The sequence below is a fragment of the Parerythrobacter aestuarii genome (genome assembly GCF_030140925.1).
In the GTDB taxonomy this organism is placed as follows: domain Bacteria; phylum Pseudomonadota; class Alphaproteobacteria; order Sphingomonadales; family Sphingomonadaceae; genus Parerythrobacter; species Parerythrobacter aestuarii.
Genome location: NZ_JARBWD010000001.1, coordinates 2,663,661 through 2,680,612, shown reverse-complemented (window position 1 = coordinate 2,680,612; position 16,952 = coordinate 2,663,661). Strand labels below are relative to the sequence as shown.

21 protein-coding genes, 1 pseudogene and 1 riboswitch are annotated in these 16,952 nt (G+C 63.2%); of the genes and pseudogenes, 17 read left to right on the top strand and 5 right to left on the bottom strand.

Annotated elements, in window-relative coordinates; all coding sequences use genetic code 11:
* A pseudogene (locus QPW08_RS13085) lies at window positions 1–1,526 on the bottom strand (hypothetical protein); the annotation flags it as partial.
* 300 nt (window positions 1,527–1,826) lie between these two features.
* Window positions 1,827–1,934: riboswitch (TPP riboswitch) on the top strand.
* A gap of 52 nt (window positions 1,935–1,986) precedes the next feature.
* Between QPW08_RS13085 and QPW08_RS13080 the strand changes: the two are divergent.
* The 7 genes from QPW08_RS13080 (at window position 1,987) to QPW08_RS13050 (ending at window position 7,930) form a co-directional block, all read left to right on the top strand.
* Window positions 1,987–2,394 carry a hypothetical protein gene (locus QPW08_RS13080; protein ID WP_284126253.1) on the top strand — a complete coding sequence of 136 codons (408 nt, stop codon included), beginning with the start codon at window positions 1,987–1,989 and terminating at the stop codon, window positions 2,392–2,394.
* A gap of 30 nt (window positions 2,395–2,424) precedes the next feature.
* Window positions 2,425–4,326, top strand: coding sequence for a phosphomethylpyrimidine synthase ThiC (gene thiC, locus QPW08_RS13075; protein WP_284126252.1), 1,902 nt, complete (start codon window positions 2,425–2,427; stop codon window positions 4,324–4,326).
* Window positions 4,327–4,345: 19 nt separating this feature from the next.
* On the top strand, window positions 4,346–5,587 hold the full coding sequence (locus tag QPW08_RS13070; RefSeq protein ID WP_284126251.1) for a hypothetical protein: 1,242 nt from the start codon (window positions 4,346–4,348) through the stop codon (window positions 5,585–5,587).
* Between the two features lie 591 nt (window positions 5,588–6,178).
* Window positions 6,179–6,391, top strand: a complete 213-nt coding sequence (locus QPW08_RS13065) for a cold-shock protein (protein WP_284126250.1) — start codon at window positions 6,179–6,181, stop codon at window positions 6,389–6,391.
* Between the two features lie 86 nt (window positions 6,392–6,477).
* Complete coding sequence (locus QPW08_RS13060) at window positions 6,478–6,702, top strand: hypothetical protein (protein ID WP_284126249.1); 225 nt, start codon at window positions 6,478–6,480, stop codon at window positions 6,700–6,702.
* A gap of 166 nt (window positions 6,703–6,868) precedes the next feature.
* Window positions 6,869–7,138 (top strand): hypothetical protein, encoded by a 270-nt coding sequence (locus tag QPW08_RS13055; protein WP_284126248.1) that lies wholly within the window; start codon window positions 6,869–6,871, stop codon window positions 7,136–7,138.
* Between the two features lie 192 nt (window positions 7,139–7,330).
* Window positions 7,331–7,930 carry a hypothetical protein gene (locus QPW08_RS13050; protein WP_284126247.1) on the top strand — a complete coding sequence of 200 codons (600 nt, stop codon included), beginning with the start codon at window positions 7,331–7,333 and terminating at the stop codon, window positions 7,928–7,930.
* On the opposite strand, the gene QPW08_RS13045 is transcribed toward QPW08_RS13050, so the two are convergent.
* Window positions 7,927–8,664, bottom strand: a complete 738-nt coding sequence (locus QPW08_RS13045; protein ID WP_284126246.1) for a SpoIIAA family protein — start codon at window positions 8,662–8,664, stop codon at window positions 7,927–7,929. The genes QPW08_RS13050 and QPW08_RS13045 overlap by 4 nt on opposite strands.
* A 181-nt stretch (window positions 8,665–8,845) precedes the next feature.
* Here QPW08_RS13045 and QPW08_RS13040 point away from each other — a divergent pair, with 181 nt between their 5' ends.
* From QPW08_RS13040 to QPW08_RS13030, 3 genes are all read left to right on the top strand, one after another.
* Window positions 8,846–9,190: an HPF/RaiA family ribosome-associated protein gene (locus tag QPW08_RS13040; protein WP_284126245.1), complete on the top strand. Its 345-nt coding sequence runs from the start codon at window positions 8,846–8,848 to the stop codon at window positions 9,188–9,190.
* A 91-nt stretch (window positions 9,191–9,281) separates the two neighbouring features.
* Entirely contained in the window at window positions 9,282–9,854 is a 573-nt protein-coding gene (locus tag QPW08_RS13035) for a hypothetical protein (RefSeq protein ID WP_284126244.1), read from the top strand.
* Between the two features lie 70 nt (window positions 9,855–9,924).
* A complete protein-coding gene (locus tag QPW08_RS13030; RefSeq protein WP_284126243.1) occupies window positions 9,925–10,299 on the top strand; it encodes an EthD domain-containing protein in 375 nt (124 codons plus the stop codon).
* Here the strand turns inward: QPW08_RS13030 and QPW08_RS13025 are convergent.
* Window positions 10,296–10,718, bottom strand: coding sequence for a hypothetical protein (locus tag QPW08_RS13025; RefSeq protein WP_284126242.1), 423 nt, complete (start codon window positions 10,716–10,718; stop codon window positions 10,296–10,298). The genes QPW08_RS13030 and QPW08_RS13025 overlap by 4 nt on opposite strands.
* A gap of 79 nt (window positions 10,719–10,797) precedes the next feature.
* Here QPW08_RS13025 and QPW08_RS13020 point away from each other — a divergent pair, with 79 nt between their 5' ends.
* The 3 genes from QPW08_RS13020 to QPW08_RS13010 all read left to right on the top strand — a co-directional run bounded on the left by QPW08_RS13020 (window position 10,798) and on the right by QPW08_RS13010 (window position 13,978).
* Window positions 10,798–12,561, top strand: a complete 1,764-nt coding sequence (locus QPW08_RS13020) for a tetratricopeptide repeat-containing sulfotransferase family protein (protein ID WP_284126241.1) — start codon at window positions 10,798–10,800, stop codon at window positions 12,559–12,561.
* A 65-nt stretch (window positions 12,562–12,626) separates the two neighbouring features.
* Window positions 12,627–13,070, top strand: a complete 444-nt coding sequence (locus tag QPW08_RS13015; RefSeq protein ID WP_284126240.1) for a PaaI family thioesterase — start codon at window positions 12,627–12,629, stop codon at window positions 13,068–13,070.
* Window positions 13,067–13,978, top strand: coding sequence for an oxygenase MpaB family protein (locus QPW08_RS13010; protein WP_284126239.1), 912 nt, complete (start codon window positions 13,067–13,069; stop codon window positions 13,976–13,978). Before QPW08_RS13015 ends, QPW08_RS13010 begins: the two co-directional genes overlap by 4 nt.
* Here QPW08_RS13010 and QPW08_RS13005 read toward each other — a convergent pair.
* Window positions 13,975–14,412 carry a GFA family protein gene (locus tag QPW08_RS13005; protein ID WP_284126238.1) on the bottom strand — a complete coding sequence of 146 codons (438 nt, stop codon included), beginning with the start codon at window positions 14,410–14,412 and terminating at the stop codon, window positions 13,975–13,977. The genes QPW08_RS13010 and QPW08_RS13005 overlap by 4 nt on opposite strands.
* Window positions 14,413–14,504: 92 nt before the next feature.
* Between QPW08_RS13005 and QPW08_RS13000 the strand changes: the two genes are divergently transcribed.
* From QPW08_RS13000 to QPW08_RS12985, 4 genes are read left to right on the top strand one after another with little or no spacing between them, the layout of a single operon-like run.
* A complete protein-coding gene (locus tag QPW08_RS13000; RefSeq protein WP_284126237.1) occupies window positions 14,505–15,419 on the top strand; it encodes an alpha/beta hydrolase in 915 nt (304 codons plus the stop codon).
* On the top strand, window positions 15,416–15,775 hold the full coding sequence (locus QPW08_RS12995) for a hypothetical protein (RefSeq protein WP_284126236.1): 360 nt from the start codon (window positions 15,416–15,418) through the stop codon (window positions 15,773–15,775). Before QPW08_RS13000 ends, QPW08_RS12995 begins: the two co-directional genes overlap by 4 nt.
* Window positions 15,772–16,179 carry a GFA family protein gene (locus tag QPW08_RS12990; protein WP_284126235.1) on the top strand — a complete coding sequence of 136 codons (408 nt, stop codon included), beginning with the start codon at window positions 15,772–15,774 and terminating at the stop codon, window positions 16,177–16,179. The genes QPW08_RS12995 and QPW08_RS12990 overlap by 4 nt, the downstream gene beginning before the upstream one ends.
* A 25-nt stretch (window positions 16,180–16,204) precedes the next feature.
* The gene (locus QPW08_RS12985) at window positions 16,205–16,618 is read left to right on the top strand and encodes a COG3650 family protein (protein WP_326521309.1); all 414 of its coding nucleotides are present in this window, start codon (window positions 16,205–16,207) and stop codon (window positions 16,616–16,618) included.
* Here QPW08_RS12985 and QPW08_RS12980 read toward each other — a convergent pair.
* Window positions 16,615–16,947, bottom strand: coding sequence for a DUF962 domain-containing protein (locus QPW08_RS12980; RefSeq protein ID WP_284126233.1), 333 nt, complete (start codon window positions 16,945–16,947; stop codon window positions 16,615–16,617). The two genes, QPW08_RS12985 and QPW08_RS12980, sit on opposite strands and share 4 nt — an antisense overlap.
* Between the last annotated feature and the right edge of the window lie 5 nt (window positions 16,948–16,952).

Below are 16,952 nucleotides of genomic sequence, written 5' to 3'. Positions count from 1 at the left end.
CCAAAGGCAGCCGCCCGCGCGGCGGTCGCCTGCGCCCCCAGCGTATCGCCATCGTCGCCATCACCGCCAATGGCGATGGCGCCTTCAGCGTTGGAGGTCGAGAACCCGCCGATGGCGATGGAGTTGAACTGCGTCGCATCGGAAAACACCCCGATGGCGATGGCCCGGCCCCCGGTGGCCTCGGTCAGCCGACCGATGGCAATACCGTTGGTGCCTGTGGCCATGGCGGTCGAACCCATCGCGATTGCATCTGCAGCGCTCGATACAGCATCGGCGCCCAGGGCCATGGACCGGTCGCCCGATGCCTGTGCACCCAGCGTGTCGCCGTCGTCTCCGTCGCTGCCCAGGGCGATCGAGGAGAGGCCGGACGCGGTCACATAGCCGCCTATTGCTAGTGCATCATTGGCCGTGGAGACGGTTTCCACGCCTAGCGCTATCGACCTTGCACCGCTCGCGACCGCACCGATGGCTGAACCATCGGTATCGTCGGTGCCGATCGCCACCGAGTATTCTCCGGTCGCATTTGAGCCGCGACCAATGGCTGTGGCGCGGGTGCCACTCGCCACGGTGCTGCCACCAACAGCAGTCTGTCCCGTTGCCGTGGCTTGCGCGCTCAACCCGAGGGCGACCGCCTCTGCGCCAGCAGTCGCGGAGGAACCGATAGCGACACCGAATCCGTCGGTGCTGGTCGCGTTGTTACCGATTGCGATGTTCTGAACACTGCTGGCAGTAGCCGTTTGACCAATTGCGATTGCCTGGGTGTTGCTGGCATTGGCTCCATTGCCGATGCCGATGGCGTTGCTGCCGGTGGCTTGCGCATTGTTGCCAAGAGCGACCGAGTCGCTGCCCGTTGCGTCCGCCCCGTTCCCGCCTGCGAAGGACCTTAGCCCCGATGCGACGGCGTTAGCCCCGATCGCAGTGGCATTGGCGGAATCTGACGTTGCCCCCGATCCAAGAGCAGTCGAGAACCCGCCATTGGAGGATGAATCCGTGCCAATCGCGACCGAATTGGTGGCTGTTGCCTGCGCGCCCACGGCACCAGTGTCGGTGCCGTCACCGCCGATGGCGATCGAGTAAAGCCCGGCGTTGACGTAGTTCCCGATTGCCACCGCCGAGGTCGCACTGGCCGTGGAGTAAGTGCCCAGCGAGATCGCGTACACCCCGTTCGCGTTGCTGTCGGTCCCGATAGCGATGGCGGAATTGCTGGTCGCTTCGGCGTTGTAGAGCGAGATCCCTGTACTGATGGCGATGGTGTAACTGCCACTGGCAATGGCATTGCTGCCAAGAGCCGTGGCTCCGGTGCCGGTTGCGCTGGCCCCGTTGCCGCATGCAGTTTGGGTATCGATCCCGCCGGAGTTTGCCCCGAGGTCGGTATCGACATTGGTATCGGCATTGCCATCGTTGTTGGTGTCTAGCAGGCAATCGTCCGCGCGGGCCGGAGTGCTTCCGAAAGCCCCCAGCGCAAAGGCAATCCCGGCCGCGCCGAGAAGAAGGGTGCTGCGTGCAGCGTGCAAAGAGTTGTTCATCGATTATCTCCCCATAAGTCGGCGCGGGGGAGACTGTGTGGCCCCGCGCGATTTGCCCTCAGAAGACGAGTTCAAAGTGCGGTTTAGGGCGGCCCTTGAGCGGTCGGTTGTCCCGACTCTCCGTATCAGCAGATGCGCCGCTTCTGCGATGGCGTCAATCGAATCAAGGACGCTCCCTTGCAGCGCTTTTGCCTCTCGACACGGCGACAATGGAGGCACCCGCGCCCGCTAGGTGAGCAAGGTATCTGCGGCTTGGCAGGCGAAGGACCTTTACCCGACCGTCGCTGAGGCCTATCTCCCGATCTATCCCCGGGGAGCGCGCTTGCGCTGAGAGGTGGGTTTAGCGCCCCACGACCCGTCGAACCTGATCCCGTTAGCGCGGGCGGAGGGAAGGGTGGTAGAAGCCACAGGACCTTCCCTATCCTTCCTGCGCTGCGGCGTGCGAATGAGGAGAGGCACCATGGCAACTGCAGCAGACACATCCGCGTGGATTGCTTTTTTCGTCGGGCTCTATGTCCTGGCCGCCTGCGTGGCCGAACTGCGCTCACCGGGCAGCTGGGCGCGGCTGGTTGAGGGTCTGGGGGCGTCGCCGGCGCTGTGCTTTGTGACAGGGGCGTTCACCTTCATGCTGGGCGCGGCGATCTATCTCGTGAATCCGTGGAATCCTGGCGACTGGCTCAGCGTGCTCGTCACCGTCATCGGCGGGCTGGCAGTGGCGAAGGGCCTGTTTTTCATCACTGCACCTGACCGGATGCTGGGCCTTGGCCGCAAGGTGCTGGGCGGCAAGACCGGTCTCATCGCCGGGCTCGACGCTTTGCTCGGCGCTGCGCTCCTCTTCGCCGCGCTTTCGCGGCTCAACACCCTCTGATTTCCTCCAAGAGAAAGACCGACCCTCCCCATGGCAGACATCAATTCCAAGCTCGAAATCGGCGTCACTACCGGGCCCATCCGCGGCTCGAAGAAAATTCATGTCGGCGCCCGCACCGGCAGCGGCGTGCGCGTCGCCATGCGCGAGATCAGCCTCGAGGGCGATGAGGCCCCGGTGCGGGTCTATGACACGAGCGGCCCCTACACCGACCCCGAGGCGAACATCGATATCCAGGCCGGCCTGGCTTCCTTGCGGAGCGATTGGATACGCGCGCGCGGCGATGTCGAGGAATATGACGCGCGGGCGGTGAAGCCGGAGGATAACGGCCAGCTCGGGCCGGATCGTTCGGGCGGCGTCCCGGCGTTCCCCAATGTCGTTAAGCGCCCCCTCCGCGCGAAGGCTGGCCAGAACGTCACGCAGATGCACTACGCCCGCCGCGGCATCATCACGCCCGAGATGGAATATGTCGCCGAGCGCGAGAACCTCGGGCGCGAAATGGCGGCGGAGCTGATCGCCGCCAACCGCGCCGGTGCGCAAAGCTGGGGCGCAAGCATCCCCGATGTCATCACCCCCGAATTCGTTCGCGACGAGGTTGCGCGCGGGCGGGCGATCATCCCCAGCAACATCAACCACCCGGAAAGCGAGCCGATGGCGATCGGCCGCAACTTCCTGGTCAAGATCAACGCCAATATCGGCAACAGTGCGGTGGCATCGGACGTCGCGAACGAAGTCGACAAGATGGTCTGGTCGATCCGCTGGGGCGCGGACACGGTGATGGACCTTTCCACCGGCCGCAACATCCACGACACCCGCGAATGGATCATCCGCAACAGCCCCGTCCCCATCGGCACCGTGCCGATCTACCAGGCGCTGGAGAAGGTCGGCGGCGTCGCCGAAGACCTCACATGGGAGATCTTCCGCGACACGCTGATCGAGCAGGCCGAGCAGGGCGTCGACTATTTCACCATCCACGCCGGCGTGCGCCTGCCCTATGTCCCGCTCGCCGCCAATCGCGTGACGGGCATCGTCAGCCGCGGCGGCAGCATCATGGCGAAATGGTGCCTCGCGCATCACAAGGAGAGCTTCCTCTACGAACGCTTCGACGAGATCACCGAGATCATGAAGGCCTATGACATCGCCTATTCGCTGGGCGACGGCCTGCGCCCCGGCTCCATCGCCGACGCCAATGACGAAGCGCAATTCGCCGAGCTCTACACGCTGGGCGAGCTGACCCACCGCGCGTGGAAACAGGATGTGCAGGTGATGATCGAAGGGCCGGGCCACGTGCCCATGCACAAGATCAAGGAGAACATGGACAAGCAGCTGGAGGTGTGCGGCGAAGCGCCGTTCTACACCCTCGGCCCGCTCGTCACCGATATCGCGCCGGGCTATGACCACATCACCAGCGGCATCGGCGCGGCGCAGATCGGCTGGTACGGCACGGCGATGCTCTGCTACGTCACGCCCAAGGAACACCTGGGCCTGCCCGACCGCGACGATGTGAAGGTGGGCGTGGTGACCTACAAGCTCGCCGCCCACGCCGCCGACCTGGCCAAGGGCCACCCCGCCGCCAAGGTCCGCGACGACGCGCTGTCAAAGGCCCGCTTCGAATTCCGCTGGCGCGACCAGTTCAACCTCTCGCTCGACCCCGACACGGCCGAGCAATACCACGACCAGACGCTGCCTGCCGAGGGCGCCAAGACCGCGCATTTCTGCAGCATGTGCGGGCCGAAGTTCTGCAGCATGAAGATCAGCCAGGACGTGCGGGATTTCGCTAGCAAGCAGAACCAGGGCGCGGACGGGTTCCTCGCGAGCGTGCAGAGCGGAGCCGAGGCGGCGGCTGCGAGCCGTGAGGCGGCGCTGAAGGGGATGGAGGAGATGGCAGAGAAGTACCGCGAGGGTGGCGATTTGTATGTGAAGGCGGCTGATTGACTGGCCTGGAGAGAGGATCATGCCCAGTGTTTTCTGGTCTTGGCAGAGCGATGTTTCTCACCGTGAGACCAGAGGTCTAATTAAGGACGCTCTTGAAGTTGCTGTGCGCGAGATCAACTCGTCTGTCGATCCCGCGGAGCGACCTGATTCAAGTCTTTCGATAGATCACGACACCAAAGGCCTTTCTGGAAGTCCCGACATTGTTGCGTCGATTTTGCAGAAGATCGAGAACGCAACTGCGTTTGTCGCTGATGTGACACCCATCGGGATCGTGAGCTCGCTAGGCGGGAGAAGGCATGTTCAAAATCCGAACGTGCTCATCGAACTTGGATATGCAAAGAGGGCGCTTGGTCTCGAGCGCGTAATTCAGGTCTGGAATACAGCAATAACTGACTGCTCGATTGAACATCTACCGTTCGATATGCGTGGACGACGCGGTCCGCTCAGTTATCATCTGCCAGTGGGAGCTTCGACTGAGGCACTAAGAGAGGAGCGGCTCAAGCTCGCCAAGAAGTTGTCTGACGCGTTGGGGGCAATATCGCCAGTAGCACCCCCGGAAGAGAATTGGCCTTTATGGCGAAGCGCAAACCCCATGAACCCAGCGATCTGGTTCGAAGAGGGAGAGCAGTTTACGATAAACGAGCCAGGACATGGTCCTGGCCAGAAATCCTTTCCAACCGCACCTACTCGATACGCAAGGATACTGCCGAAAGAATGGGTGCGACCGCACGAGATCGAACACTCATCGCTCCTTGGACATGTTTCGGGAATTTCATGGGGTAGGACTACTGGGGGCTTCCTAACCTACCAAGGTAGCATTGTGAGACCGGAACTTGCCGACTCACCAAACGGTACCATGCTGTTTTTGGACACGGGCGAGGTTTGGGCAATAGATCGTTTCATCGTTGCTCAGTGGCGTAATAAGCTTATGATTGAGGGTGACGACATGTTCGGCGGGGTAGCCAGCTTCTTGGCGCACCAGCTCGTCAGAATGACCAAATCTGGCACCAAATTTCCGATGAAAATCCGTCTAGGCGTTACTGGATTGTTAGGTAGTCATTGGCCTCTCCCGAATCCCATCTACGGAGACCCACAGGCGGTGGAAGATCGGGTTGAGGTAGAGGATGAAGTAGTCTCCTTCGATCGCCGGTCCTTGGAGCCGCTTGTCGTTAGATATTGGACCCAAGTTCGTGATGCATATGGTTTGCCCCCACCTGACACCGGGCGGATCGAGAAGGCGATGCGGCTGGTCGAAGAGTAATTTCATTGCTTTCGGGGCTATTAGCGAGTTCTGGGGACAGTATACTCAATTCGAGATGCAAAGCCTCTCTGTGAGCGCCCCGCTTGGTTCGCGCCAAGACGCCAAGGCGCGAAGACCGGTTTCTAACTGCCTGCCACCCTTTTTCGTCATCCCGGCGCAGGCCGGGATCCAGCTAACCTCGGTCATCAATGAAACGGCATCTGGGCCCCGGCCTGCGCCGGGGCGACGGGCAAGGTGGGACAGGGGGTGCATGCCTCTTTGTGCCTTCGTGCCTTTGTGTGAGCCAAAATCCCGCGCCTTCGACTAGCTCGTCCCAAGCCGTTTGAGCGCCAACGGCCTGAGACCCTCGCCCGACCAACCATTAGGCAAACCAGCCCACCCGTGCTACACGCTCCCCGCTGACGTCGAATTTTGCGACGGACATCGAGATTTGCATACCGCCGCTTGCCCCTTTCCAGTCGATTGTTGGAAAGCATTCGGGGCCCCGGCGTAAACCAGGCGACGATTTCCCTTTCATCTGAACGATTAGACGCACGGCCCATGCGCAATCCTGCGCGTGGGCAACACATACGTTCTTGAAAGGAACGACCTATGGCCAAGACTGGCTCCGTGAAATTCTTCAACACCGACAAGGGCTATGGCTTTATCCAGCCCGACGATGGCTCGAACGACAGCTTCGTCCACATCACCGCCGTGCAGGCGGCCGGCATGACCGGCCTCGATAAGGACCAGCGCCTCAACTACGACGTGGAAATCGGCCGCAACGGCAAGGAAAGCGCCGTCAACCTGTCGGCTGCCGACTGATCGCCTGGCGACACGAACACACGCCCCCGCCGCGCGGCCCAGCGCTGGCGGCGGGGGCACCTATCCCGATCCCGCGGAGAGCGCTCATGCACCAGTCCTACGAATTCTATTCCGCGCGCGCCAGCGAAGCGGCCGCTGCGGCCGAAGCGGCGACGCTGGACAATGTGCGCGATCGCGAGCTGCGGGCGGAAAAGACCTGGCGCGGCCTCGCCGACCAGGCCCGCGCGGTGGCCCAGCAGCGCGAGAAGATCGTGCAGGAAAAGGCCGAGGCCCGCGCCGCCGAAGAGGCTGGGCAGATCGCGACTGGCTGAGCGCCTGGCCTGCCGCTGAGGCGTTGCATGCACCTGCGCGGGGATGACGGGTTTGGAACCAGGTTTGCTCAGAGTAAGCGTCTGGGCGTGATGCCGGTCACGTGAAGCCTCCACATGCGCAGCTACCTTTCGAAACGGGAGATCAGTCCCGCGAAAGGAGAAAGCCATGAAACAGGTCTTTATTGGCATTGCATTGGCAGCTGTCGCTGTGAGCGGTGGCGCAACCGCAGCCGATCCGAAGAAGGAAAGCTCCGACTGGCACAAGAAGAGCGATGTCGAGAAGGGCATTGACCAGGCCACGGTGACCAAGAAGAAGGATCGGGTCTATGCCAACCCCGATCGCCAGCGTGCGCTGGACGACGCCATGAAGAGCGACACGGCGAAGCCTACGCCGACGCCAACGGCAACGCCGAAAGGGACGGGCGTCCCCCGGTGACAACGACCGGCCCGGCAATGGAGGGGCCTCGGAAAGCCTCTCCGCCGGGCCTCTCCATGCGCAGTCGGGCATTGGTGCCTTACATCACGCAATCGCGTCTTCTTGCGCCTGGGGGCGGTCGATGCAGTTCACCCCATCGCTCGCGGCAACTTGACACATGCGCCTGCCGGGCGTTCCTGACGCATGGCACCCATGACCGAATACCTCCTCTTCTTCGCTCTCGTCCTCGGCGTGAACCTGCAGCCCGCATTCGGGCCGCCGACGTGGTCGATCATCGCGCTCTATGCTTTCAATACGGAGCTGGAACTGCCCGCGCTGGTCGGGCTGGGGGCGGTCGCTGCGGCTTCGGGGCGGTTCCTGCTGGCCCATGCCACGCGCGCGCTGGGGACGAGGTTCCTTTCGACCAGGGTGCACGCCAACCTCGCCGCCGCGCGGCAGGCGCTGGAGCGGCGGCAGCGCAACACGCTGCTCGCGCTCGGCCTGTTTGCGCTCTCGCCGGTCCCCTCGGCCCAGCTGTTCGAAGCGGCGGGGCTCGCGCAGTTGCGGCTGGTGCCGTTTACCGCCGCTTTCTTCGCTGGGCGGCTGGTCTCCTACACGCTCTACGGCATTACCGCGCAGGGCATCCGGTCGACCAGCATGGGCGAGGTGCTGCGCGAGGAACTGTCCAGCCCGCTTGGCATCGCCCTGCAGGTCGCCATGCTCGCCGCGCTGGTGCTGCTGGCGCGGATCGACTGGCACCGCCGCCTTGGCCTTGACGGGGGCGATGGGAAAGAAGGAATGGAAACCGGCTAGCGCTTGATCCAGCCCTTCGCCTCTTCCAGCTCGGCCAGCCCGAACAGGCGGAAGTCATAGGGCATCAGCGGGCCGAACAGGCGGAACGCTTTCACCATCCATTCGACATCGGTCACCACCGCCACGCGGGTGAAGTCGCGCAGCAGGGCAAGATCGAATTTGGTGTCCTCCCACGCGGCGCTGCCGGTGTATGCGGTGTAGTCGTGGTCCAGCACGAACAGGCATTTGAGCTTGTCATGCTCCTTGAGCTTTTCCTGCACCAGCGGCAGCAGCATCTCGCGGTAGTCCTCGCCGGTGATGATGCCCACCGCGCGCACTGCCACCACGTCGCGCGGCAAGCCATCGATGGTCTCGAAATGGCCGGGGTCGTCCTCCGTCGCCGCGGCCCAGGCCTTGGCATCCTCCAGCTTGTGAGAGGGGAAACGGCGGACTGTGGCGGAGACGAAGAAATTGGCGATCTCGGGCGCAACCGAGAGCAGCGGGGAATCGCCTACCACGGCAACTTTCTTCACCACTTTCTGGTGCACCTTCACGAAGTTGAAATGGCTCGCCAGCGCGCCGATGCTGTCCCAATGCGGCACCTTCTCCAGGCAAATCACGAGATTGGGCACACGGTCGGTCTCGTTGATGCGCGTGTCGATGGCTTTCGTCAGCTCGGCAAAGTCTGCCTTCGACAAGGCACCTTCAGGGTGCAGGATGACGAACTCGGGGTGGGATTGGTCGATATCGATCATGGCCTCGCTCCTTTGGGCAAAGGCTATTGTCTCGGCGTAAATCGCGGCATTGTCATTGCGCTGGATCAAAATGGGTCGGCACGCGATGGAGGAAAGAATCTTCATCCCCTGGCTCGACTTCGCGCGATCAGTTCCCATGTCACAAGGTATAAAAGCAGTCATCGCCAGAGGAGCACCAGCCATGCAGGTCCAGTTCAATTCCGACAGCAGCGTCATGGGGACGGAAAACGTCGCCGAGCGGATCGAAGCGAGAGTGCGCAGCAAGCTGGCGCGGTTCGAGGAGCGGCTGACGCGGCTGGAAATCCATGTTCATGACGAGAACGCGCACAAGCACGGGCATGACGACAAGGCCTGCACGATCGAGGCGCGCCCGCGCGGCGGCAGGCCGATTGGCGTGACGGAAAACGCCGCCACCGTCGATGATGCCGCGCGCAAGGCCGCTACGACTCTGGCCCAGCGCCTGCAGCGCCACTTTGGCCGTGAGAGCAAGCACGGTCACGACCAGCGGCCCGACAAGGCAATATAACCGACCGCAGATCCTGCGCGGACGTGACCCGCGTCACGGCCTTGCGCTTGTGCAGGTGTTAGCTAGTGTCCTCACCATAGGGAGGATGAACATGAAACGATTTCTGACACTTGCGACCGGCTCCCTGCTGCTCGTTTCCGCCGCCGCCATGGCCCAGAACCGCCCTGATGATACCGATGGACCCGGTACGGATGGCACCGAGGGGAAGACCCCGGCAGATGGGCAGGAACTTGCGCGCTCCGTGCTCGACGGGACTGAGATTGCCCAGCAGGTCGGGCAGGAACGCGCGTGGTACTTCGTTCCGCGCCACAAGCGCGGCCAGACACTGGCGATCTCGGAAGATGTAGTCAGCCGGCTGTGCGGGGACTTCGACGGCTGCCAGGTGCGTATTGGCATGTACAACTGGGATGGCACCGGCCGGATCGCAAGCCGGGAGACACTGCTCTATTACAACGCGTCGAACAAGAACTGGCGCGCGTCGCTGGGCGACCGGGCCGGATCGAACCGCGACAACACTACCCAGCATATCAACAAGAGCTGGTCCTGCTATTTCACCGACGGTACCTATTCGGGCTTCAAGAACCTCGGCGACACCGATCTCAATTTCGGACTGATGTCGTGGAACCAGTATAACGCCGGCTGCCTGCTGACGATCATCGATTGACCTGAGGCAGGTGGGAACCGGTAGACGGCGACTCTTCCAAGGCCTCCCTCCCTGCAAGGACTAAGGTGCCATGCTCAAGCTGACCTACTGCCTCCACCGCCTGCCATCGCTCAGCCGCGAAGAGTTCCAGCATTACTGGCGTGGAACGCATGCCCCGCTGGTGAAGGCTGCGGCGCCGCATCTCGGCATAGAGCGCTATGTCCAGAGCCACACCGAGGAGCATGCGGTGGTCGCTGCCACGGCAGCCGGGCGTGGGATCCCGGTGGGCGATGGAGAGGAGTACGACGGCGTCGCCGAGCTGTGGTTCGCCGATGATGCCTTTGACGGGGAACCCACCGCCGAAGCCGCCAACCACAGCCGCATCCTAGCCGAGGACGAGGCCAAATTCATCGACTTTGCCCGCAGCCGGATATTCATCACGCGCGAAAATGTGGTGGTGGGTTAGGACACTGCGTCCGCGCGCTGGGCCCAGGCGACCAGGGCCGCCCCGATAGCGGCGGCGGCAAGGTAGGCCAGCTTGGGATTCACCGTCCAGAAGTTCACGAACAGGAAAGCGTGGCTGAGGATGTAGGTGAAGATCAGCGCCATCCCCCAACGCCGCCGCAGCAATGCCCCAATCGCGCCCAGCGAGATAGTCAGCCCCATGAACGCAATGAAGCCGAAATAGCTGACCGGGCTAAAGCCGACGAGGTTGATCTCACGTTCGCCGATGAAGCGGATGGTGTCGGCCAGCGCTTCGCTGGCTTCACCGCCGAAGTTCCACCAGCCCTCGGCCTGTCCGATCATCAGCGTGCTGACACCTATGCGGGCGAGGCCGGAGGCGAGGAAGGCGAGGCAGATGACAATGGCGACGATGCGTTTCATGGTGTATTAGATATATAATACAGCCTCGATGTCAACGCCCTCCCTGGCTGCCCCGTTGACTTGCAAGCCCGCGCTCCGCATGGCGCGGGCCATGGGTTCACTGGTCGACCAGGCAGAGGCCGCACTGCGGCAAGGGCGCTATGCGGATGCCAGGGCGGCGCTGGAGCAAGCGCTGGCTGGTGGTCTTGAGGCACGGCTGGCGAGCGAGGCGCGCTCGATGCTGGGTCTGGCGATGGTGGCGATGGGGCAGGCTCCGGCGGCGCTTGAGCACCTGCGCGCTGCAGTGACGGCGGAGCCGTCCGAGGCGATGTTCCGCTACAACCTCGGGCGCGGGCTGGAGGCCGTGGGCGACTTCGCCGGGGCAGTGGCGGAGCAGCGCCAAGCGGTTCGGCTGGCCCCCGGCATGGCGGCGCTGGAGATCGCGCTTGCGCAGGCGCTGATGGGGGCGGGGCAGTTCGACGAAGCGCGCCCGTTGCTGGAGAAATTCGCTGCCAACCCGCAAGCCCCTGCGGTCGTGACGCGGCTGCTGGTGCAATGCCTTGCGGGGGCGGGCGATACCCATGCGGCACTGGACAAGGCGAAGGCGCTGCTGCCGGCGGATATCGGCGCTGCCGATGCCCAGGGCCGCGCGGACGCGATGTCGGCGGCGAGCCTCGCTCATGCGGCGATGCACTATGGGGAGGCGGCAGATATCACCCGCGCGCTGGTCAGCCGGGACGCCGCCGATGCCGATGCGGCAACGGTGTTGGCGCAGCTGCTGCTGTGGACGGAAGGACCGGAAGCGGCGCGCGAAGTGCTGGTGTCCGCGCGGGCGGCCGGGGCGCAATCACCGCGGCTGCTGGTCGAACTAGTCGCGCTGGGTGAACCAGTTACCGATGAGGCGCAGGCCATGGCCCTGCGCGACGATGTTCCCGCGACAGAGCGGGCCGACCTCTTGCTGGCGCTGGCACAGGCGGCCGACCGCGCGGGCGATCCGGCGCAGGCTTGGCAACTGGCGAGTAAAGGCAAGGCGGTTTCGCCTGGCGGTGCAGCGCGCGACTGGCGGGCAACGCTGGAAACACAGCGCACGATCTACCGGGCCTGCGCGCCAGATATGGCAGTGGGTGACGGGCCGAAGCAGCTCTACCTGCTCGGCACGCCGCGCTCGGGCCAGTCGCTGCTGCAGTCTATCCTCGCTGCATCGCCGCAAGTAGCGTCGCTGGGCGAACGCGGCGCGCTGTTGCAGCACCTTCTGTTCCGCGAACTGGACGTCGCCGCGATGGCCGCAGGGCAACGAGATTCGCTGCTGCGCGATCTCGCTGAAGCCGACCGGCGCGGGATCGAGCGGCTGGTGGGGAAGCCTGCGTGGGTTGTCGACAAATCGCCGCTGCACTTTGCTATCGCGGGGAACATTACCCGGGTCCATCCCGGTGCGAAATTCGCTGCGGTGCTGCGTGATCCGGCCGATGTCGCCGTGTCGATCTGGTTGCGGCGGTTCCCGCCGGTCTATGACTATGCCAACGACTTCGGAGCGATCCTCGACCATCTCGACATCGCACTCGATGCGCTGGCGATGTGGCGGGATGAGGGAATCGCCATCCGACTGATCGACTTCGCGCAGTTCGTCGCCGATCCTGCGGGTGAAGGCGAGGCGCTGTTCGACTGGCTGGGCCTGGAGTGGTCAGCGGGTTATCTCGACCCGGCCAACCGCACCGAACCGGTCCCGACCTACAGCGCGACTCAAGTGAGACAGGTGGTCGGGCAGGGGGGATCGCGCGGAGCAGGACCCTATGCTGAACAACTGGAGCCCTTTGCCGAGACACTGGAAATGTTGCGACGAAAGCAGGCCGCACTCCTCAACTGAAGGCTTTCCTAGGGCAACAGGGTTGCGCTAGCACTCCATCCGAAGAGACGGAGAGAGGTGTAGGTATGGCCGGGGCAGTTCCCAAGTATCGGGTAGAGTTCGTCGAGCGGACGGGGATGACTCGGCTGGAAGAACGGCGCGGCTATGCCAGGCTGATGATGCCGCTGGCAGGCAATGAGAACCACGTCAACGTGATGTATCTCGGTGCCTATACCGTGCTGGCGGAAGCGGTGGCGGCAGTCCCCGGGATCGCCGTGCTCGACACCACCCGCTTCTTCCCGATCATCAAGGACATCTATGTCGACTTCCACAAGTCCGCCGCGAGCGACGTGACGGCCGAGTTCACGCTCGAGGAAGAGCAGATCGAGGCGATGCTGGCCGATCTCGAGCGCAAGGGCAGCTCGGGCTATGTCGCCGAGTTCCCGATGCACGACGCCGATGGCATGCATGTCGCCACCGGGCGGGTCACGGTGAAGATGCTCAGCCATGGCTGGAAGAAGCCCGAATGAAACTGCCGGACGACCTGCCATCCGCCTATCGCGTCGATTTCACCGCACCTGTGGGCGAGCCCTCGCTGGTGCCGCCCGGATCGATGCAGTGGCGGGTGTTCAAGAACCCGATTGCACTGGCCATTGGTGGGGTGGCCGCCGTGCTGTTCGAATTCGCCGATGCGAGGATCCGGTCGGGCGTGTGGGACCATTCGATCTACAAGGTCGATCCGATCGGTCGTTCGCAGCGGACTGGCGTGGCTGCACTGGTGGGCGTGTTCGGACCGCAGAGCACTGCCCGGCGGATTATCGGCGGGGTCAACCGCATGCACCGCAAGGTGGCGGGAGAAACACCCAAGGGAGAGGCGTATCGCGCGCTCGATCCCGAACTGCTGGACTGGGTGAGTGCGACGGCAGGATATGGATTTCTTGAAGCCTATCACCGCTTCGTCAGCCCGGTGAGCGCGGCGGACCGGGCCAGCTACTATCGCGACGGCGAGGCAGTTGCCCGGCTCTATGGCGTCGAGCATCCGCTCACCAGTGACGCCGATTTCTTCGCCATGCTTGATCGTCTATATCCGCGGTTTGAAGCGCATCCGATCAACCGCGAATTCCTCGACATCATCATGTCGCGCAAGGCCGCTCCGACCGTGCCCAAGGTCCTGCACCGGTCACTGGCGCGCGCCTCGGTATCGCTCTTGCCGCAAAAGGTGCGCGAGCGGATGGAGCTTGGGCCGGAGTTCGACCTTACCATGGGCGATCGGCTGGCCCTGCGCCTCATGGGCAAGCTTGCCGACAAGGCCCGCAGCAAGGACATGCCGGCGTGGCAGGCGGCCGAGCGGATGGGGTTGCCGGGCAATTTCGCCTGGCTTTCGTCCGCGCGGCAGGAGCAGATTTTGTCCGCAACTCGAGGCGAGGCGCTGGCCTAGTCGAACGTATGGCCCGCCGCTTCCGCTTCGGCGATCACTTCCGCCCCGGTCATGGTCGGCGTATCGTCGGCGAAGGTGTAGTACGGCGGCTTCTCGTCGATGAAGATCTGTTCGAGCATGGCGTAGCCTTCGGGCAGGTCGAACAGGCCGGCGAGGAAGCTGAAGTGTCCGCCGGGCTTGCAATGGTACCACAAATTGCTGCCGCATTTCGAACAGAAGGCCCGCTCCGCCCAGTCGGACGAGGCATAGATCGAAACATGCTCGCGGCCGCCGATATCCATGGCTTCGGGCTGGACGCTGCGCAGCGAGAGGAACGGGCCGCCGCTCCATTGTCGGCACATCGAGCAATGGCAGACATCGACCCCGGGCCGGGTCTGATCGAGCGCAATGGTCACGCTGCCGCACAGGCATTTTCCTTTGATCCGGTCGGACATATCGCTTCTCTTCCTTGCTGGTTTGCAGCGCAGGCTAGACCGCCGGCTTGCACTCGGTCTAGAGATATCGCGACATCCGGGGGAGGATTCCAATGGCAAGCCTGAGAGCGCGACTGATAAACCTTGCGCTGCCACTGTTCGGCATCAAGAGCTTCTTTGCCGAGCCCGAACGGATGGAACAGCGCCTTGCCAAGGCACGTCGGCAGAAGCCGCAGCGACCCAAGGCAAAATGGCACAAGCGCTTCGATATCGTCGAAGACGCGACACGCGGCTATCCGGTCGTGACCATTACTCCCAAGGGTGGCGCAGCGGCGGGTGCGCCGCACCTGCTATACCTGCATGGCGGCGGCTATGTGCTCGATGTCGCCGGGTTGCACTTCGAGACAGTCTGCAAGCTGTGCGAGCGGCTGGGGGCCTCAGCCACGGTCCCGGTTTACCCGCTCGCGCCCGAGCACAAGGCACCCGAAGTGCTGGCAGCGATGCGCGCACTTTATGGCGAAGTTACCCAACTTCACGGTGCGGCCAATACCACGGTTATGGGCGACAGCGCGGGTGGTGGTATGAGCCTCGCGTTGGCGCAGATGCTGAAGGCGGACGGTGGCGACATGCCAGCGTCGCTGGTGCTCTGGTCGCCATGGCTTGATGCAACAGCCACCGCCGAGGGCCAGGCCGAGATCGAAGACAAGGACAAGATGCTGGCTCAGGTGGGTCTGCGCGCCTGCGGCGAAGCCTATGGCGGTGGTCTCGCGCTCGACGATCCCCGCCTCAGTCCGTTGTTCGGCGATCACGAAGGGCTACCGCCGATGGCCATCTTCTCAGGCACGAGCGATATCCTGTTGGTCGACGGACGACATCTTGCCGGCAAGCTGCGAGCGCTTGGCAAGAAAGACTTCGAATATCACGAATATGCCGGGATGTGCCATGTCTGGATGTTGCTGCCGATGCCGGAAGCCAACCAGGCGCTGGAGCAAACGGCGCAGTTCATCACCAGGGCGAGGGCTGTATGAAAGGCTGGAAAACGTTTTTCTGGACAGCGGCTGCGTTCAACCTGCTGGTCGGGCTTGGCGGTTTCATCGATCCGGCTGCGAAGACGGTCAACCAGGCCACTGCCTTGCTGGTGTTCGCCTTCGGCATTGTCTACGCGCTCGTTGCGCGTGAGCCCCTGCGGCTGGCCCCGGTCTTGTGGGCGGGGGTGTTCGGCAAGGCCTGCATGGTCGCCTTGCTGATGCCCGGTGCCTTGGCAGAGGGCGGCGACAAGATGATTGCCGGGATTCTCGTCGGCGACATGTTCTTCACTGCCGGTTTCCTCGCGTTCCTGCTGGGTCCGGCGCGAAAATCGAATGGAACGGGAGAAGTCTCATGAGTGAGAAGATGACCGGTGGCTGCTTGTGCGGGCAGGTTCGCTACGAAGTGGACGGCGATGTCGCAATGCAGGTCAATTGCCACTGCAAGAACTGCCAGCGCCAGTCGGGTTCGGCGTTTTCGACCATCATCGGCGTGCCCGAAGCAGCGCTGACCATCGAAGGCGAATTCAAGACCTATGACGACAAGGGCGAAAGCGGCGAAGCAGTGCTGCGCGACTTTTGCCCCAATTGCGGATCACCGCTATTCAGCCGGGTGGCAGTCGCTCCCGGACTGATCTTCATCAAGGTGGGCACCCTCGATGACACCAGCAGCTTTACCCCGGCGATGCACCTGTGGACCAAAAGCAAGCAGCACTGGGTCGATTTGGCAGGGGCAATCGCATTCGAGACCAATCCGGGCTGATCTCATGGGTCTTAGAAGCATTGTCTTGGCCTCCGGCCTTTTGCTGACGGCTTGCCAGCAAGGCACCGGGGCCAGCAGCGCCCCCGATACCAGGCCGGAGGGTTTTACCGGCATCGCACCGGATGAGGTCATCATTTTTGGCGGGACGGAGCCGTTCTGGGGCGGCGAGATCAAGGACAAGGAGCTGACCTACACCACCCCTGAGAATATCGAGGGGACGACGATCAGGATCGAGAGGTTTACCGGCCAGGGCGGGTTGGGTTTCTCAGGCGTGCTCGCAGGCGAGACCTTCGATATGACGGTGACCCCGGGAGACTGCTCCGACGGGATGAGCGACCGGACTTACCCTTACACAGTAACGCTACAAATTGGCGCGGAGCAGAGATTTGGCTGCGCCCATACGGATCGCCAGCCATTCACGGGTCCGGAAGAGAGCTAGCGGACCCCGGCCCGATCCAGTTCCGGGCCGAGCCGACCAGTAAGCCACAGGCCCCACATGCGGAAATCCGCCGCAAGGCTCCACAGCGGGTAGGTGAAGGTGGCCGGTCGATTCTTCTCCACGATGAAATGTGCCAGCCAGGCGAAAAAATACCCGGCCAGCGGCATCGCTGCGAGCCAGAGCCAGCTCTGCGAAGCCACGGCATAGATCGCCACGGCCACGACTATTGTCGTTCCCAGGTAGTGCAGGGCGCGGGTTTGCTTCTTGCTGTGCTCACGCAGGTAGAACGGCCAGAACTCGGCGAATGTCGTGTAGCGGTGCTCAACCATGTCGC

Bases quoted from the DNA above. Each gene is read 5' to 3' on its own strand.
- QPW08_RS13080 (WP_284126253.1), top strand. From the start codon at position 1,987: ATGGCAACTGCAGCAGACACATCCGCGTGGATTGCTTTTTTCGTCGGG.
- thiC (WP_284126252.1), top strand. From the start codon at position 2,425: ATGGCAGACATCAATTCCAAGCTCGAAATCGGCGTCACTACCGGGCCC.
- QPW08_RS13070 (WP_284126251.1), top strand. From the start codon at position 4,346: ATGCCCAGTGTTTTCTGGTCTTGGCAGAGCGATGTTTCTCACCGTGAG.
- QPW08_RS13065 (WP_284126250.1), top strand. From the start codon at position 6,179: ATGGCCAAGACTGGCTCCGTGAAATTCTTCAACACCGACAAGGGCTAT.
- QPW08_RS13060 (WP_284126249.1), top strand. From the start codon at position 6,478: ATGCACCAGTCCTACGAATTCTATTCCGCGCGCGCCAGCGAAGCGGCC.
- QPW08_RS13055 (WP_284126248.1), top strand. From the start codon at position 6,869: ATGAAACAGGTCTTTATTGGCATTGCATTGGCAGCTGTCGCTGTGAGC.
- QPW08_RS13050 (WP_284126247.1), top strand. From the start codon at position 7,331: ATGACCGAATACCTCCTCTTCTTCGCTCTCGTCCTCGGCGTGAACCTG.
- QPW08_RS13045 (WP_284126246.1), bottom strand. From the start codon at position 8,664: ATGATCGATATCGACCAATCCCACCCCGAGTTCGTCATCCTGCACCCT.
- QPW08_RS13040 (WP_284126245.1), top strand. From the start codon at position 8,846: ATGCAGGTCCAGTTCAATTCCGACAGCAGCGTCATGGGGACGGAAAAC.
- QPW08_RS13035 (WP_284126244.1), top strand. From the start codon at position 9,282: ATGAAACGATTTCTGACACTTGCGACCGGCTCCCTGCTGCTCGTTTCC.
- QPW08_RS13030 (WP_284126243.1), top strand. From the start codon at position 9,925: ATGCTCAAGCTGACCTACTGCCTCCACCGCCTGCCATCGCTCAGCCGC.
- QPW08_RS13025 (WP_284126242.1), bottom strand. From the start codon at position 10,718: ATGAAACGCATCGTCGCCATTGTCATCTGCCTCGCCTTCCTCGCCTCC.
- QPW08_RS13020 (WP_284126241.1), top strand. From the start codon at position 10,798: ATGGCGCGGGCCATGGGTTCACTGGTCGACCAGGCAGAGGCCGCACTG.
- QPW08_RS13015 (WP_284126240.1), top strand. From the start codon at position 12,627: ATGGCCGGGGCAGTTCCCAAGTATCGGGTAGAGTTCGTCGAGCGGACG.
- QPW08_RS13010 (WP_284126239.1), top strand. From the start codon at position 13,067: ATGAAACTGCCGGACGACCTGCCATCCGCCTATCGCGTCGATTTCACC.
- QPW08_RS13005 (WP_284126238.1), bottom strand. From the start codon at position 14,412: ATGTCCGACCGGATCAAAGGAAAATGCCTGTGCGGCAGCGTGACCATT.
- QPW08_RS13000 (WP_284126237.1), top strand. From the start codon at position 14,505: ATGGCAAGCCTGAGAGCGCGACTGATAAACCTTGCGCTGCCACTGTTC.
- QPW08_RS12995 (WP_284126236.1), top strand. From the start codon at position 15,416: ATGAAAGGCTGGAAAACGTTTTTCTGGACAGCGGCTGCGTTCAACCTG.
- QPW08_RS12990 (WP_284126235.1), top strand. From the start codon at position 15,772: ATGAGTGAGAAGATGACCGGTGGCTGCTTGTGCGGGCAGGTTCGCTAC.
- QPW08_RS12980 (WP_284126233.1), bottom strand. From the start codon at position 16,947: ATGGTTGAGCACCGCTACACGACATTCGCCGAGTTCTGGCCGTTCTAC.